The organism is Bacteroides nordii (genome assembly GCF_019930665.1).
GTDB lineage: Bacteria > Bacteroidota > Bacteroidia > Bacteroidales > Bacteroidaceae > Bacteroides > Bacteroides nordii.
In genome coordinates, this window is record NZ_CP082886.1 from 2737428 (window position 1) to 2754532 (window position 17105).

At 39.2% G+C, this 17105-nt stretch carries 14 protein-coding genes; 4 read left to right on the top strand and 10 right to left on the bottom strand.

Annotated features, from left to right (window positions below; all coding sequences use genetic code 11):
- Window positions 1-146: 146 nt before the first annotated feature.
- Both K8P02_RS10990 and K8P02_RS10995 read right to left on the bottom strand, forming a co-directional pair.
- The gene (locus K8P02_RS10990; RefSeq protein WP_007486643.1) at window positions 147-1391 is read right to left on the bottom strand and encodes an ABC transporter permease; all 1245 of its coding nucleotides are present in this window, start codon (window positions 1389-1391) and stop codon (window positions 147-149) included.
- Between the two features lie 115 nt (window positions 1392-1506).
- Complete coding sequence (locus tag K8P02_RS10995) at window positions 1507-2706, bottom strand: pyridoxal phosphate-dependent aminotransferase (RefSeq protein ID WP_002561446.1); 1200 nt, start codon at window positions 2704-2706, stop codon at window positions 1507-1509.
- A gap of 198 nt (window positions 2707-2904) precedes the next feature.
- Here K8P02_RS10995 and K8P02_RS11000 point away from each other — a divergent pair, with 198 nt between their 5' ends.
- Window positions 2905-4140, top strand: a complete 1236-nt coding sequence (locus K8P02_RS11000; RefSeq protein ID WP_002561445.1) for a hypothetical protein — start codon at window positions 2905-2907, stop codon at window positions 4138-4140.
- 78 nt (window positions 4141-4218) lie between these two features.
- Here the strand turns inward: K8P02_RS11000 and K8P02_RS11005 are convergent, their stop codons facing one another.
- The 3 genes from K8P02_RS11005 to K8P02_RS11015 form a co-directional block, all read right to left on the bottom strand.
- Window positions 4219-5055: a histidinol-phosphatase gene (locus K8P02_RS11005; protein ID WP_002561444.1), complete on the bottom strand. Its 837-nt coding sequence runs from the start codon at window positions 5053-5055 to the stop codon at window positions 4219-4221.
- The gene (locus K8P02_RS11010) at window positions 5052-6917 is read right to left on the bottom strand and encodes an ABC-F family ATP-binding cassette domain-containing protein (RefSeq protein WP_025867638.1); all 1866 of its coding nucleotides are present in this window, start codon (window positions 6915-6917) and stop codon (window positions 5052-5054) included. The genes K8P02_RS11005 and K8P02_RS11010 overlap by 4 nt, the downstream gene beginning before the upstream one ends.
- A gap of 132 nt (window positions 6918-7049) precedes the next feature.
- Window positions 7050-7874 carry a DUF3805 domain-containing protein gene (locus tag K8P02_RS11015; RefSeq protein ID WP_002561442.1) on the bottom strand — a complete coding sequence of 275 codons (825 nt, stop codon included), beginning with the start codon at window positions 7872-7874 and terminating at the stop codon, window positions 7050-7052.
- Window positions 7875-8042: 168 nt separating this feature from the next.
- On the opposite strand from K8P02_RS11015, the gene K8P02_RS11020 reads away from it, so the two are divergent.
- A complete protein-coding gene (locus tag K8P02_RS11020; RefSeq protein WP_025867640.1) occupies window positions 8043-8762 on the top strand; it encodes an SIMPL domain-containing protein in 720 nt (239 codons plus the stop codon).
- A 26-nt stretch (window positions 8763-8788) separates the two neighbouring features.
- Here the strand turns inward: K8P02_RS11020 and K8P02_RS11025 are convergent, their stop codons facing one another.
- A complete protein-coding gene (locus tag K8P02_RS11025; RefSeq protein ID WP_025867641.1) occupies window positions 8789-9982 on the bottom strand; it encodes a hypothetical protein in 1194 nt (397 codons plus the stop codon).
- A 231-nt stretch (window positions 9983-10213) separates the two neighbouring features.
- Here K8P02_RS11025 and K8P02_RS11030 point away from each other — a divergent pair, with 231 nt between their 5' ends.
- Entirely contained in the window at window positions 10214-10903 is a 690-nt protein-coding gene (locus K8P02_RS11030; protein WP_002561439.1) for a response regulator transcription factor, read from the top strand.
- A gap of 17 nt (window positions 10904-10920) precedes the next feature.
- Complete coding sequence (locus K8P02_RS11035; RefSeq protein WP_025867642.1) at window positions 10921-12699, top strand: sensor histidine kinase; 1779 nt, start codon at window positions 10921-10923, stop codon at window positions 12697-12699.
- Window positions 12700-12762: 63 nt separating this feature from the next.
- Here K8P02_RS11035 and K8P02_RS11040 read toward each other — a convergent pair whose 3' ends face one another.
- The 4 genes from K8P02_RS11040 to K8P02_RS11055 all read right to left on the bottom strand — a co-directional run bounded on the left by K8P02_RS11040 (window position 12763) and on the right by K8P02_RS11055 (window position 16671).
- Window positions 12763-13893 (bottom strand): AAA family ATPase, encoded by a 1131-nt coding sequence (locus tag K8P02_RS11040; protein WP_002561437.1) that lies wholly within the window; start codon window positions 13891-13893, stop codon window positions 12763-12765.
- 81 nt (window positions 13894-13974) lie between these two features.
- Window positions 13975-14925, bottom strand: coding sequence for an MraY family glycosyltransferase (locus tag K8P02_RS11045; RefSeq protein ID WP_195661182.1), 951 nt, complete (start codon window positions 14923-14925; stop codon window positions 13975-13977).
- 97 nt (window positions 14926-15022) lie between these two features.
- Window positions 15023-15919 carry an NAD-dependent epimerase/dehydratase family protein gene (locus tag K8P02_RS11050; RefSeq protein ID WP_223382348.1) on the bottom strand — a complete coding sequence of 299 codons (897 nt, stop codon included), beginning with the start codon at window positions 15917-15919 and terminating at the stop codon, window positions 15023-15025.
- A gap of 8 nt (window positions 15920-15927) precedes the next feature.
- Window positions 15928-16671 (bottom strand): glycosyltransferase family 2 protein, encoded by a 744-nt coding sequence (locus tag K8P02_RS11055; RefSeq protein WP_262903114.1) that lies wholly within the window; start codon window positions 16669-16671, stop codon window positions 15928-15930.
- Between the last annotated feature and the right edge of the window lie 434 nt (window positions 16672-17105).

Here is a 17105-nt window from a genome sequence, read left to right on the forward strand (position 1 = left end):
ACAGGCGATGGGTGCAAAGCTATTAAAACGCAGAATTAACGCAGATTTTCGCAAAACCACAAAAGAGAGAGAATATCAGCACTTTAATCTGCGTTTTATCTGGATAATAGTATTCTGTGTTACTCTGTGGTGAACCGTATTCATCATTATTCATACCGCATTGAACTCGCAGGATTAATCTTTGTTATCAGATAAGAAGGACCTAACAGCATCAATACAGAGGCAAACAACGTACCCATATTAATCAACAGAAATAATCCGATATTAAAAGAGACGGGAACAGAATCTACATAGTAACTTTCCGGATCGAGCTTAAAGATATGAAACTGGGATTGTAACACACAAAACAACAATCCAATAGCATTTCCCCAAATCATTCCTTTACCAATCAGAAAGACAGAGAACCAAAGAAAAACCTTACGAATGGTGAAATTATTGGCTCCTAAAGCCTTTAGGATACCAATCATGTTGGTACGTTCAATTATAATAATCAGTAAACCGGAAATCATCGTAAACCCGGCTACACCTACCATTAAAATAAGAATTACCCACACATTGAGATCAAGTAATCCTAGCCATTCAAATATCTGAGGATTAAGCTGCTCTATATTCTGTACAAAGTAAACGCCCCCATATTTATCAGCGCGGTTATCCGTACTCTCTGCCACTTCATAAGTAATGCTTTCCAACCTGTCATAATCATTGACCTGCAACTCTGCACCACTTACCTGTTCCGGTTTCCAATTGTTCAGACGATTCACTGTATACAAATCCGTCAATAGAAACAAATTATCATACTCTGAAAAGTTGGTCTGATAAATCCCTTTGATAGTCAACGGCCGAACACGAACATTATCCTGTATATAATAAGTATATATCTTATCACCCAGTTTCAACTTCAACTTATCAGAAAGTGTTTTAGATATGACAACCTGGTTGGTTGCAACCGAATCACTAAATGCAGGAATCTCCCCCTCAACCAGATTACTACGAAAAAAAGAAGCATCAAATTCAGGTCCCACTCCTTTCAGAACCATTCCCTGAAAAGCATCATCCGTCTTTATCATTCCCGGCTTTGTAGAATAACGTTGCACATGCTTCACATCCGGATAAGCAGAAAGCGCAGCCATCATACTATCACTCACCACAACAGGATGTGTTTCAAAGGAACGGACAGCATCAAAATTACTGATCTGAATATGCGATCCGAAACCAGTGACCTTATTACGAACCTCTCCCTTAAAACCAATGACCACTGCCACCGTAATGATCATCACCGCCAAACCAATAGCAATCCCCACCATAGCGATGAGAACAGCCGGACGTGATACTTGCTTTCCGCCATCGGTATCACGATAAAGGCGACGGGCGATGAAAAGGGATAAAGACATAGAAAAAAGTGATTAGTAAGTTAGTGATAAGTGATTAGTAAGTTAATGAGTAGTGATAAGTGATTATATTATAATCCGCATGGTACTGATCACTTATCACTAAATCCGCTTATCACTAAATCACCTTTCCCGGATATGCCTCCAAAGCCTTTTGTAACACAAAGAGGGCACGATTCAAATCTTCTTTTTTGAGCACATAGGCTATACGTACCTGATTTATTCCCGCACCGGGAGTAGTATAAAAACCGGAAGCAGGAGCCATAAATACCGTCTGACCTTCATACTCAAAATCAGAAAGGCACCATGCACAGAATTTATCCGAGTCATCTACCGGCAACTTAGCTACCGTATAAAATGCTCCCATCGGAATGGGAGAATATACCCCCGGAATACGATTTAATCCGTCAATCAGACATTTACGGCGTTCTACATATTCGTCATACGTATCACGCAGATAATCCTCATTGGCTTCCAATGAAGCCTCAGCAGCAATCTGGCCAATCAATGGAGGACTCAGACGAGCCTGGCAGAATTTCATAACAGCATCACGTATTTCTTTGTTCTTCGTAATCAAAGCACCAATACGAATACCACATTCCGAATAACGTTTTGACACTGAATCAATCAATACTACATTATTCTCTATTCCTTCAAGATGACAAGCAGAAATATAAGGAGAACCGGTATAGATAAACTCACGATATACCTCATCCGAGAAAAGAAACAAGTCATACTTCTTCACCAGATCACGAATCTGGTTCATCTCCCGGCGACTATACAAATACCCTGTCGGATTGTTCGGATTACAAATAAGAATGGCCTTCGTACGTTCATTGATCAGCTCTTCAAACTTTTCTACTTTAGGCAATGAGAAGCCTTCTTCGATAGTAGTAGCGATCGTACGAATCTTTGCTCCGGCAGAAATGGCAAATGCCATATAGTTTGCATAAGCCGGTTCGGGAACAATGATTTCATCCCCCGGATTCAAGCAAGAGAGAAACGAAAAAAGTACAGCCTCCGAACCTCCGGAAGTTATGATTATATCGTCTGCAGTAAGATTGATATTAAACTTCTGATAGTATCCCACCAGCTTCTCGCGATAACTACGATATCCGGCACTTGGACTGTATTCCAACACTTTACGATCAATATTGCGTATCGCATCAATCGCGACCTGAGGAGTGGGCAGGTCTGGCTGTCCGATATTCAGGTGAAACACATGAACCCCTCTTTGCTTGGCTGCATCAGCCAGAGGAGCCAGCTTTCTGATAGGAGATGCAGGCATCTCGTTTCCGCGAATAGATATTGTTGGCATAAATCTTTATATATGGTTTAATAAGTTATGAATTGTCAATTATCAATTGTCAACTGTCAATTGAGGCAGCAAATGTACACAATAAATCGGAGACAGAGACATAAAAACTTTAAAAACCTTATCAAGGTTAAAAACGTTATGGTATTATGAAAAGAAAGCTATACATTTGTCATATATGAAACCTAAAACAATACCATAATGACCATAAACCTCATCACATTCGCATCATTACTACACAAACAGTCTTCGATACGCAGCTCGCACGAAGCAATTCTAAGCGAATTAGAGAAATACTTCACCGTACGGTTTGTTAATTATGAAGATATTGACAAACTCAGCAATGACGATTTTAAAATAATATTCATTGCCACCGGAGGAGTAGAAAGATTAGTTATACAGCACTTCGAATCTCTTCCCCGCCCTGCTGTAATCCTTGCAGATGGCATGCAAAACTCACTTGCCGCTGCACTTGAGGTATCTTCCTGGCTTCGCAACCGGGGAATGAAAAGCGAAATTCTGCATGGCGAACTTACCTCTATTATCAAACGCGTACATATCTTATATAATAACTTTCAGGCACAACGTTCATTGTTTGGTGTTCGTATCGGTGTGATTGGTACTCCTTCTTCCTGGCTTGTAGCGAGCAATGTAGATTACCTGCTGGCCAAGCGCCGATGGGGAGTAGAGTACATTGATATACCATTGGAACGAGTGTACAAAGTCTACGACCGTATCACCGACAATGAAGTCGGAGCCTCTTGTGCCGCTGTTGCCTCGCAGGCATTGGCCTGCCGGGAAGGAACTCCGGAAGATATGCTCAAAGCGATGCGCCTCTACCGTGCTATCAAAAGGGTATGTAAAGAAGAGAAACTAAGTGCCGTCACTTTGAGTTGTTTTAAGATGATAGAACGGACAGGGACTACCGGTTGCCTGGCATTAGCAATGTTGAATGATGAAGGTATCCTTGCCGGATGTGAAGGTGATTTGCAATCTATATTTACTCTTCTCGCAGCAAAAGCATTGACCGGGAAAGTTGGGTTCATGGCAAATCCTTCGATGATTAATACCCGTACCAATGAATTGATTCTGGCCCATTGTACCATAGGTTTAAAACAAACAGAAAAATATATCATTCGTAATCACTTTGAAACAGAAAGCGGAATCGGTATTCAGGGATTACTGCCAACAGGAGATGTTACCATTGTGAAATGTGGCGGTGAATGTCTGGACGAATATTATCTGTCAACAGGCACACTAACGGAAAATACGAACTTCATCAATATGTGCCGTACGCAGGTACGAATAAAGATGAATACTCCTGCCGAGTACTTCCTGAAAAATCCATTGGGCAATCACCACATCCTGATACAGGGCAACTATGAAGTCTTATTAAATGAATTCCTGCAGGCAAATACATGTAAAAGAACAGAATAACTGAAACCTCCCATAATAATATATGTAATGCCCCATTAGAATATACCTAATGGGGCATTACATATATTGGCATTTTATTTACAAAATACTACATTCCACCCATTCGCCTTCATGCATTTCCATTACAGTTTTAAATCCGGCCTGCTTCAATGCCTTCAAGGCTTCCGGACGTCCGGCATTAATCTTTTCGGGATAATGGGCATCACTGTTTACCATCACCCGGATACCCAATTCTTTCAACAAAGGGAAATAACGTTCATTGGGGAAAAATGTACCGTATAGATGATAAGCTTTAGAGTTTATCTCTACCATATAGCCATAACGGGCAATCGTTGTGAAATAATCACGCATCAGGTTTTCATACCACAGTTCATCCAACAAACCGGGACGATAAGAAGCCGCATTATAATGCATCTTATCCGCATGCCCTAAAATATCAAAACCTCCCAACTCCATCATACGGAGTTGACGATCATAATAAAGGCGGATCACCCGGTCAAGGTCACCATGAAAGTGTTCATCCACTATCTTACGAAACACAGGAGGAGCTACATCAATATCCACAACTTCTCCTTTATCATTATATAGCAGATGCACAGAACCGATGCGATAGTCAAGAGGTAACTCACGGAAACGAGCTATCGAAGGATTACTCTCCTCATTCAAATAATCAATTTCGAGACCGGAATAGAATTCGATCTTGCCCGCATACTTCTCTTTCACCCGGCGGAACTCAGCCAGATAATCTTCCATTTGATCCCATTCCATGGTCCATGCAGTAGGGAAAGGAAGCGGTGCATGAGAAGAAATGCCATACGATGTAAATCCTTCAGCAATTGCAAAACGGATAAATGCATCCATATCAGCGCGCCCGTCACAATACAGGCAATGACTGTGATAGTTCGTCAGATTCATGATTCTATTTCGCTTAATTCCAACCAACGCATTGTTTTCTCATCAATCAAATCATTCACTTCGGGCAGACGTTTAGACTTTTCGGTTAATTCATCTACCGAAAGTGTACCGCTACATAACTGCTCCTCAATCGCTGCTTTTTCAGCTTCCAGTCCGGTTATCTCTTTCTCCAGTTGTTCAAACTCCCGTTTTTCCTTGAAACTCATTTTACGTTTCTCATTCAGGCGAACACGGGCTGTCTTCTCTTCCTGTGGTTTTTCAGCCTCTTTCTCCTGCTGCGCTTTGGCCTCTTTCCAGTCACGATAGTCACTGTAATTACCCGGGAAATCCCGAATATCCGCTTGCCCGTTAAACACCAGAAGATGATCTACCACCTTATCCATAAAATAACGGTCATGGGATACAACTATGACACATCCTTTGAAATTCTGAAGATATTCTTCAAGCACATTCAACGTGATAATATCGAGGTCATTGGTAGGTTCGTCCAATACGAGGAAGTTCGGATTACGCATCAGCACTGTACAAAGATAAAGGCGACGACGTTCTCCGCCACTCAATTTATAGACATAGCTGTGCTGGGTCTCGGGCGTAAAGAGAAAATGTTGCAGAAACTGCGAAGCTGTCAGCTTCTTACCGTTACCAAGTTCTATGACTTCGGCAATGTCCTGCACAACATCAATCACTTTCATCTGTTCGTCAAACTGGAGCCCATCCTGAGAATAATATCCAAAACGAACGGTCTCACCTATATCTATCGTACCACTGTCCGGTTGTACCTGCCCCATCAGTATCTTGATAAAAGTAGACTTACCCGTCCCGTTATTACCAACAATACCCATCTTTTCATACCGGGCAAAGATATAAGAGAAATCCTCCAGTATCTTCAAATCACCGAAACTCTTGTATAAATGATCGGCCTCAAAGATCTTACTACCAATATAAGATGCTTTTACATCCAACTTTACATTATCATTATTAAAGCGCTGTTTTGCTACTTTTTCTATTTCATAGAAAGCGTCCTGACGATATTTTGCCTTGTGTGCACGAGCCTGTGGCATCCGTCTCATCCAGTCAAGTTCCGTGCGATAAAGATTATTGGCACGTTCAATCTCTGCATTCGTAGCCTCAATACGTTCCTGCCGCTTCTCCAGATAATAACTGTAGTTTCCTTTATATTGATACACCTGACGATTGTCTATTTCTATAATTTCGGAGCAGACCCGATCCAGAAAATAACGGTCATGCGTTACCATCAACAAACTAAGATTGGTACGGCGCAGATACCCTTCGAGCCACTCCGTCATATCGAGATCAAGATGATTGGTAGGTTCATCCAGAATCAGCAGATCAGGCTCAGTGATTAAGGCATTTGCCAAAGCTACCCGTTTAAGCTGTCCGCCTGAAAGGTACTTCACCTGCTGATCGAAATTACGGATTTTCAATTGCGAAAGAATCTGCTTGGCTTTTTGTTCATATTCCCATGCCTTTTCATGATCCATACGAACCAACAGATCTTCCAGTCCCGGATGTCCCTCTGTCTCCATGCAGCGTTCATATTCTTTAATCAGTTCAACCACACTGTTACCATGATGAAAACAGGCTTCCAGTACGGTAAGTTCCTCAGGATATTTAGGATCTTGTTCCAGGTAATCAACACGGAGGTCACGACGAAATACAATATTCCCGCTATCATATCCCTCCTTCCCGGAGATTATATTCAATAACGTAGTCTTTCCTGTTCCGTTTTTAGCTATCAAGCCAATACGTTGTCCTTCGGCAATGCCAAAAGATATATTTTCAAATAAGACTAAATCTCCGAAAGATTTAGTGAGGTTATCTATCTGTAAATAAGGAGTCATATGATTAGTAGTTAGTAGATAGTAGTTAGTAGATAGAATCTATGCAGATTAAAAAAATTAGTATATGAAACAGGTAGTTAGAATCTATGTAGGCACCATACTTACATCCTCCTACCACAAGGATTTCAATGACTAATCACTCATCGCTAACAGATCACTTATCACTAATTTATACGTTTCCCCTGCTTTTACCCTGCTCCACAAAAGTTTCATAGGATCAATCAGTTTTCCATCTTTATACTGCAACACCGGCACTTCCCGGTTACCATCAATCAATGTCATCCACTCCAAACCTTCTATTTCATTGGTTAGTATAGTACAAACAGTAATGCCAATAGCCAGCCAATCTTCTTTCTTTTTACCGATCACACCACTATCAATCACCTGCTGGAGTTTAGGTAAATCTTCCTCCAATCCTTGAAAATCCTTCTTCAATTGTTTCTTTACGGTGTTTACTGTCCATTCATATCCTTCATTAATGACATAAACCTCAGACAAACGTACAGGTATTACTTCCGCCGGATATTTCTGCCCGTCTTTACGGATATCCAGCGTGGCAATCACTTCTTCCGCTTCTTTCACTTCGCCCCCTTTGGGTACGGTGAAAGAACATTCAAAGGCTACATTATCTATACCGGTTATCCACAGATGAGTAGTATAGTAAGCTCCTTCTTCCTGAAACATTTCTTTACTATATGCACATTCCAACCTGCCAACTTTCACCAGTGAAGCCGAAGGATTATCTTTTAATTCCTGTTTTACGGCCTCTCTTCCATAATTTATACTACCACGCGCAGCAGCATCCGCTTTGAAAGCCGAAATTCGAAAATTCCCTGTCCATACGTCGGGATTATAAAAAAGAAAGGAACCCTCACCATCTTCAAACTCACTCCAGGTTGAAGGATAAATCATAGTAAACCAAGCTCCCGGAGAGATAAATTTCTTACCTTGTATCATACTTATTCTGACTTTTTCTTTTGTGCAATAGATAATATTCCGACAAAAATAACACTCCCAAAGCGGATATGCAAAAAACAATAAACAATAAATGTTGTCTCATTTGTTTTTCCTTCACAGAACTCTTATCTTCGGCAACAAATACAATAAATTAAAAGTAGGAAGAATATGAAAACATTCGCAGTGCTCATTGCCCTATGGTTAGGGGGGATCGTATCGTTATCGGCTCAGGAACCGGACGTAAACGCCCGCTATATTGAAGTTACCGGAAGTTCCGAAATAGAAATCATTCCCGATGAAATTCATTTTATGATTACTATAAAAGAATTCTGGCAGGAAGAGTTCGAAGCAAAAAGCAAACCGGAAGATTACAAGACGAAAGTCCCCATAACAGAAATCGAACGTTACCTGATGAATGCTTTAAAGCGTGCCGGCATCCCCCAAACAGATATCCAGACCCAGGAAGTAGGAGACTATTGGCGTGAACAGGGAAAAGATTTTCTGATAGCCAAAAGATTTGATATAAAACTACAGAATTTCGGGCAGATAGACCGGATTATAAAGTATGTCGATACCAGAGGAATTCAGTCAATGAACATCGGTGAACTAAAGAACAAAGACATGCAGGAGTATCGTGCAAAAGGGAAGATAGAAGCCTTAAAAGCTGCACGGCAGAAAGCCACTTATCTGGTAGAGTCTTTGGGACAGAAACTCGGCAATGTTCTTCGGATCATAGAACCGGAAGACAGAAACTACTATCATTTCCAACCCCAGTCTGCCATGAGTAATGTTGCTTTGCAAAGTTATGATAGCAATCCGGAGAATTTTAAAACAATCAAGCTGAGATATCAAATGACAGCACGTTTCGAAATACTCTCCGCTCAATAACTCAAGGCCAGCCGATAGGACCATTTCTACTTTCCTATCGGCTGGATCTTTCTTCGTACATCTTTTGATATTTCAAGAAACATATAATTCAGCCTGCCGGAGTGAATTCCTTTTTCATTCTCCTTGTACTTCTTATTCGCATACTGCTTCGACTTCTCAAAAGTAAGCAACGACATTTGATTCTGTGACTTGCCTACCATGGTAGAATCCAGTTGTTCATCCGGGAAGAAATCATCCAAATCAACATCACCAATCATTGTAGTCTCCAGAAAATTCATCTCTTTATGAGAGTTATCTGTATAATAGCCCACAAACATATGCCCCGGCGTACGTACCAGAATAGGATCAATATTAATGGCACGAAGTAAAGAAGCAAACAATACACTCCCATCCACACAGTTTATCTGCGAAGACTCCAATGCATCATCAAACGTGCGTACCCGTTGCGAAAAGACCACATTGCTCGAAAGGCTGGTATTAGAAACCGAACTGTAACGAAAATTACGCTTCTGAAGCACATTCCAAAGAGCATATACCTGCTTGTCTACCGCACCGGCTGTTGTATTCTGATACCCTAAAAAGCGATTTACAATACGGGTATTCAGTGCCTCACGCAACAGTTTATCAATCATCGGATTTTCTTCATTGACATAAGCTGCAAAAAAGATACCGGTATCATGAAATTTTGTTCCGTTAGTGACATACCCCAACAGGCACTCATTGACGCTACGTACCGAAAACGTTCGTACCCGTTGTCCCATATCTTCACCATTCATCTCTACCGTAATAGCCACACTGACCGGTTCTGCCTGCACATTATTTTTCAGTGCTTCATAATTCCAGATAATATCAGGATAGATCGTGTACTCTTTTCGTGGTTTCTCAAGAATGAATTCAGACACCGAACGTGAAAAGAAAGGAGTCTCGGCCACTTCAATGCGCACCCGGCTATAAGCCGAGCGAGATTTTACTCTTATAGCAATACACGATTTCGGATTGCCTATATAAAGAGAATCAGACGGTTCAATCACCTGTGCATCCGTCGTAGCTACGGACAAGATGGCAGAAGGGAAAATATTCCCACCCAAATCATCCATTATTTCAAAGCCGGAATGAAAAGAAGTACATTTGTATATAGACATACCGCTCACAATGATAAGCAATATGGCAATAACACCCAGCACCTCCCGTTTCCGCTGTTTCAAATCTATTTTCATCATTTTGTCTTCCGTTTGTTTAGATATAACAAAGATAGTTCTTTTTTGTTGGAAAACAGAAAGTCGTAACGCAATTGTAATACGTGTTTCACTCCGTCGTAACAAAAAGGCCTCACCTTTGCAACGAAATAAAATAAAGATTATATTTGTAATATGAATAATATGCCTGTCGGTTGCGTTACCTTCTTTTAATTGGCATACTATCATATTGGCACATTAAATAATTATTAAATTATGAACGATTACCGCATTTTAGTTGTCGACGACGAAGAAGATCTCTGTGAGATTCTGAAATTCAATCTTGAAAATGAAGGATACGAAGTAGACACGGCCAATTCTGCCGAAGAAGCTCTGAAAATGGACATCAGCAGTTATAACCTGCTACTATTGGATGTGATGATGGGAGAAATTTCAGGATTCAAGATGGCTAATATGCTGAAAAAAGATAAGAAAACAGCCCACGTGCCTATTATCTTTATCACAGCCAAAGATACAGAGAACGATACGGTTACCGGATTCAATCTCGGAGCAGACGATTATATCTCCAAGCCTTTCTCTTTGCGTGAAGTGATAGCCCGCGTCAAAGCTGTATTACGCCGTACTGCTACTGTAGAAACAGAAAAAGCACCGGAACAGATCACTTACCAAACCCTAACTATCGACATCACCAAAAAGAAAGTAAGTATAGATGATGAAGAAGTAGCATTAACAAAAAAAGAATTTGAAATTCTCTTTCTGTTATTACAAAACAAAGGTCGCGTATTCTCCCGCGAGGATATCTTAGCCCGGATATGGAGTGATGAGGTATATGTACTCGATCGAACTATTGATGTCAATATCACCCGGCTGCGTAAAAAAATAGGTATCTATGGCAAGCGGATTGTAACCCGCTTAGGATATGGGTACTGCTTTGAAACAGAATAAAATAATAATTATTTATCATGAATCTACCTGTCAATCAAAAACATTTTCTCTCTTTCAGCCGAAAGCTTTTTCTTTCAGTCATCTCTTTGTTTCTGGTCTTTGCAGCCTGCTTTATAGCCTACCAGTATCAACGTGAAAAAGAGTATAAGGTAGATCTCCTGCATTCACAGTTACAGGACTATAATGCCCGTCTACATGAGAAGATCCCTACTTCTTCCTCCATACAGAAGGAGTTGAATAACTATATCAGTAGTCATGCTTTAAAAGATCTTCGTGTGACAGTTATTGATTTGGATGGAAATGTGCTTTATGACAGCTATGAAAAAAACAACTCCCGGTTTGAAAACCATATTAATCGTCCGGAAGTGGTAAAATCTCTAACGGCAGGCAATGGTTTTGATGTACGGCGTACCTCCGAAACTACAGGTACACCTTATTTTTATTCCGCCACTCTCTACAAAGATTATATTATACGATCTGCCTTACCTTATAATGTCAGTCTGATAAACAACCTGAAAGCGGATTCACATTATATATGGTTTACTGCTATTGTAACTTTATTGCTGGTTATTATCTTCTATAAATTCACCAATAAGTTAGGAACCTCTATCAGCCAACTGAGAGAATTTGCCATGCGGGCAGACCGGAATGAACCTATTGAAATGGCTATGCAATCGGCCTTCCCCCATAACGAACTGGGAGAAATATCCCAACACATCATTCAGATATACAAACGTCTGCACGAGACCAAAGAGGCTCTTTACATTGAGCGTGAGAAGCTAATCACTCACCTTCAGATTTCCCATGAAGGACTGGGTGTATTTAATAAAGACAAGAAAGAGATATTAGTAAATAACCTGTTTACACAATACAGCAACCTTATTTCGGACTCTAATCTTGAGACGGCTGAGGAGGTATTTACTATCAGTGAGCTGAAAGAAATCACAGACTTCATCAATAAAGCTCCCAAACGCCCATCCGGTAAGGAAGAGAAACGAATGTCCATCACCATTAACAAAAACGGTAAAAACTTTATCGTAGAATGCATTATCTTCCAGGATATGAGTTTTGAAATAAGTATTAATGATGTCACTTTGGAAGAGGAACAGGTACGTTTGAAACGTCAACTCACTCAGAACATTGCTCATGAATTAAAGACACCTGTCAGTAGTATTCAGGGATATCTGGAAACAATTGTCAGCAATGACAATATCCCGCGTGACAAGATGAACGTGTTCTTAGAGAGATGTTATGCTCAAAGTAACCGCCTCAGCCGACTGCTACGTGACATCTCAGTACTGACCCGCATGGATGAAGCAGCCAATATGATAGATATGGAAAAGGTAAATATCAGTATATTGGTGACCAACATCGTCAATGAAGTATCGTTGGAATTAGAAGAGAAACACATCACAGTAGTCAACTCTTTGAAAAAAGACATTCAGGTACGCGGCAATTACTCCCTACTCTACTCTATCTTCCGTAATCTGATGGATAACGCCATTGCTTATGCAGGGAGTGATATTCATATCCATATCAACTGTTTCCGTGAAGACGAGAACTTCTACTATTTCAGCTTTGCAGATACCGGTGTAGGTGTCTCTCCCGAGCACCTGAACCGTTTGTTCGAACGCTTCTACCGGGTTGACAAAGGACGCTCACGCAAATTAGGCGGAACAGGGTTAGGACTTGCTATTGTGAAGAATGCAGTGATTATTCACGGAGGAAGTATTTCAGCGAAAAACAATCAGGGCGGAGGACTGGAATTTGTGTTTACATTGGCAAAAGAGAGATAAGAAAGAATTGCGTGGTTCCTAATATATGCACCTTTGAATCGATCCTTCTCCCGAAAAAGTATTTTAATAATTTCGTCTTAGCCAAACACCCAATAGTTTGTCATAAACCTGATAAACTCCTTGTTCTTGCGTCACCATATCTTTTTCCATCAATCCTTTCAAACCGGATTGCACCGAACTGGAAGAGCTTAGACGATATTGTTTTATAAATCGGGCAGAAGTAACTCCCTCCGCCTTTTTTTCTTTTGCGATGGCAACAATCACCTCCTTCTGTTTGTCCGGCAAACGGGAGAATATTTCCTGATAAGTAAAATCCTGCATGGCTATAATATTGTCCAAAGCAGTTTTGAGCATTGGTTTATCACACGTTTCTTCTTTAGCAGTCAGTATATACAATTCATTCATAGCTAATTGTACATACCAGGTATGCCCTTCAAAAAACTCATAAACCTCTTCAACCAATTCGTCTGTTATATATTTCCCGTTTTCGGTAAACAACTCCTTTACGAAAGGTTTGTATGCCACCAAAGGAATAGCATCCAGATGCATCATGCTTACACTTTGATAAAAAGGTCGGGCTGGGCTATTGAATATATTCATCATGATATGTCTTTGACTTCCGGCAAAAATGAAAAAAGAGTTCCGACAATGCTGCACCTTTGTCCTCAATACCGCTTCCACATTTCTTTCAGCATAGGTACCTATCTGCTGAAACTCGTCAATAGCTACAATACAGGGTTTATCCGCTTGTTCCAGATAAGTGAAAATCTCTTCCAAAGTAGTCTCTGCTGCATGAATATCCCCCAAACCTATATCAAAAACAGGCTCTCCCGTCACACTGTCCAACTTGAATCCTGCACGCAGAGAAGAAATAACAGAAAAGAAATTATCTATAAACCTCCTTCCTTTAGGTTTCAATTTCTCAAAAATCTCTTTCCCCAAAGCAAATACAAATTCACGTAAACTTGAAGTGGCATAGATGTCTATAAAAAAGGTATTATAATGCTCTTTTACCTCCTTTTGATAGAAACAATGCCGTATCAGCCCTGTCTTTCCCATTCTGCGAGTAGAAATAAGAGCCACATTCCTACCATTTGTAATATTACGAATTAATAGTTCTGTCTCTACTTCTCTATCACAGAAGTAATGAGGAGAAATGTATCCCCCAACAACAAAAGGATTAGCTATATGCATATTATACGATTATTACATTTACAATTATTGCAAATATAATAATTATAATTTAGATAATAAGAGGTAATTGGAAGAATTATATTATATCAAGAAATGTAAACGGAAATATTTCCTCATAAACAAGATGTACGTTCCACTTAGGATAAGTATGCTCCCTAACAAATACCAATAGCTATATTCCTGAAAATAGAAATATCCTGCTATTACCAATGCCTGTACTATCATATAAACAGAAGAAACTACCACATGAGGTACCTTCAGTTCATTTGCCATAATCTGATACAGATGTTTCCGATGCGGCAATCCTATATTTTCATGAAGCATCAGACGATGAATAATGGTAAGTACACTATCTACCCCATAAACAACCAATAGTATAATCCAACTGAAATCCTCCGTCTTGATTATCAGCTTACCGATAAGAAACAAAACGATAAATGCTATACTCACCGAACCTACATCACCGGCAAAGCATTTTGCATGCTTTCGGAAATTAAAGAAATTAAAAACCAGTACGGAACAAAGAACAGTAACAATCAATTCTTGTTCCACAAAAGAAACAATCTCTCTGTTTATATAGGCAAGAGCTACTAAAATAATCAGAGAGTATCCGCCTGTGATACCATTAATACCATCCATAAAGTTATAAGCATTGATAATACCGGTACATATTATTAGCGCTACAAGGATTGTCCACCAAGGAAGAGAGAACAGTCCCCACTGATAGAACATCAAAGATATAGCAGAGAAATGAAACACTAATCGCAATGCCTGAGAAGTAGAACGGATATCATCTATAAAACTGATTAAGGTGATCAATGTCAAGGCAAGCATGAACCAGGGATATTCGAAATGATTCGTGAAGAAATAGGCTAATACTCCAAAATAGAAGATGATTCCCCCACCCCGCAAAGTGATCCGGGTATGCGAACTGCGCTCATTGGGTTTGTCAATGATATTACATTTATCAGCAATACGGAAATAAAAAAGTTCTGCCAGGAAGAGCAGAACTAAGACTATTAAATAATACATTATTCGTTTTTATTAATCAGATAAAACCACAGTTGGAGGCCACTAAAGATTAAAATAACCAGACCTAATAAACCTCCTATAACTCCCCAAAGCATAGTTATTCAATTTTAAAATTCTCCAATACATTCATTGGTTTCCACCCCAATTCACGCACTGCTTTCTCATTACTAAAAGTCAAAGATTTGGTTATTTTATTCAGTTTTAAAGAGTTAATAGGCGCTTTGCTTCCCAAACAGTCACCGACAACAGCCATACTTTTTGCCAACCAATACGGAATGGAAAGCGGCATTGACTTACCAAGTTGCCTACATATCACGGATTCTAATTCCCGGAATGTAGGCTGATAGGTATCACAAACATTATAGATACCACCCTGCTCTGCTAATAATGGGATCAGATTCGCAATATCTTGCACCATCAAAACACTTTTCCGGGCTCTGCCACCAGCTATGCTGAAATATTTACCATTACGTATCCCATTGATCATAGCACCTAAATTTCCCGGAGGATTAGGTCCTGCAATCAATGAAGGGCGAATAATTCCTAAAGTCACATGATGTTTATTACACCATTCCTGTAAATATTGCTCTGCTTGTATTTTACTTAAGGCATAAGGTGTCATTCCATTTAGAGGATGTTCCTCTGTTATATTCTCACCATAATCACAGCCATAAACAGCAACAGTACTGACAAAAATGAAAGATTTGGGTACACCACTATTTTCTAAGACAGTACATAAATGTTTAGTACCTTGTAAATTGATATCAAAAAAAGCCTGTTTCTCCTCCTCTGTTTTAGGAATTGAATGGGCTTTACCGGCAGCATGAAGAACAATATCATACTTTTCTGTTAGATTAGGTATTTCTATAGCTAAATTGGCGGAATAATTATCTTGTAAAGCCAATCCGATAGTAGCAATAGAATAATTATCTTTTAATAGAGGATAAATGTTATTGCCCAGGAAGCCGGAAGCTCCTGTAAATAGAAGATTCATAGAAGTGATTATTTTACTGAATAAATAGTTTTTGTTTTTCTATTTATTAAAGTACGTTCCTTATCAAAAAACCATCCCCACTTATTCAAATAATATATAGCAGCCTTAATATGAATCCACAATAATCTAAAATTTTTATGAGACTCCTTCTCAAAATTATGGGTTATGACTGCTTTAGGATAATACATCGTTTTATATTTCTTATAAATTCGTCTATTCAAATCAGTATCTTCACCATACATAAAAATACCCTCATCGAACACACCGATTTCTTTTATGACAGTTTTACGTAAAAACATAAAACAACCTGATAAATATGGTACATTCATCTCGCTATCATAGTCCGCGAAATGCATTTCTAAATTATAATCGATTCTTTCTTTTATCTTTTTTATAGGAATAAACATTCTAACAATCCAGTCTTGAGGAGTAGGTAATAGTTTACATAAATATTGAAGTTCACCATTTGGAAAAATAACTTTAGGCATTACATTTCCAACATCCAGATTGTTTTCCATATAATCATACAATTTTTCCAATGTTCCCTTTTCAAAAAACACATCAGGGTTTAAAACTAAATGATATTTCCCCATTTTGGATGCATTACGTAAAATCACATTATGCCCTGCTCCAAAGCCATTATTAGAGTTCATAAATATATATTCTACACGAGGATCATTACAAATATTCCTTAATCTATCTGTTGGAGAATTATCTATAATATATAACCGCACCTCAACTTTTGTATTCAAAAAGCTTTTGATAGTTTTCAACAAAATGGAATCAAGATTCCTATATGTGACAATAGTAGCTGTTATTTCATACACTTTATTCTAAGTTTTAGTTAATACTCAATTTAGATCATTCCGCTATTTTAGGCACTTTTCAGTGCCTAAAAACGTATATAATTAAAATTTAAACGATTTATTAGCGGTTAATTACTGTCAAACCGATGTTTCGAGGAGTGAGATTAACATAACCTCTGTACCCATTAAAAAAAATCTTAAAAAAATTACACAAATATTCCAAGCCGATCGGCCATGGAACTTCACTGTACTTATAGCACTATGATAAGCTGCTACTATATTCACCCCTTCGTCACTACCGAAATGAAGCATATTGTTACACTGAGTGGTCAGCTTTCGTAAGGTTCATTCCTTAAGGTTATTGATAGGTTACACTCATT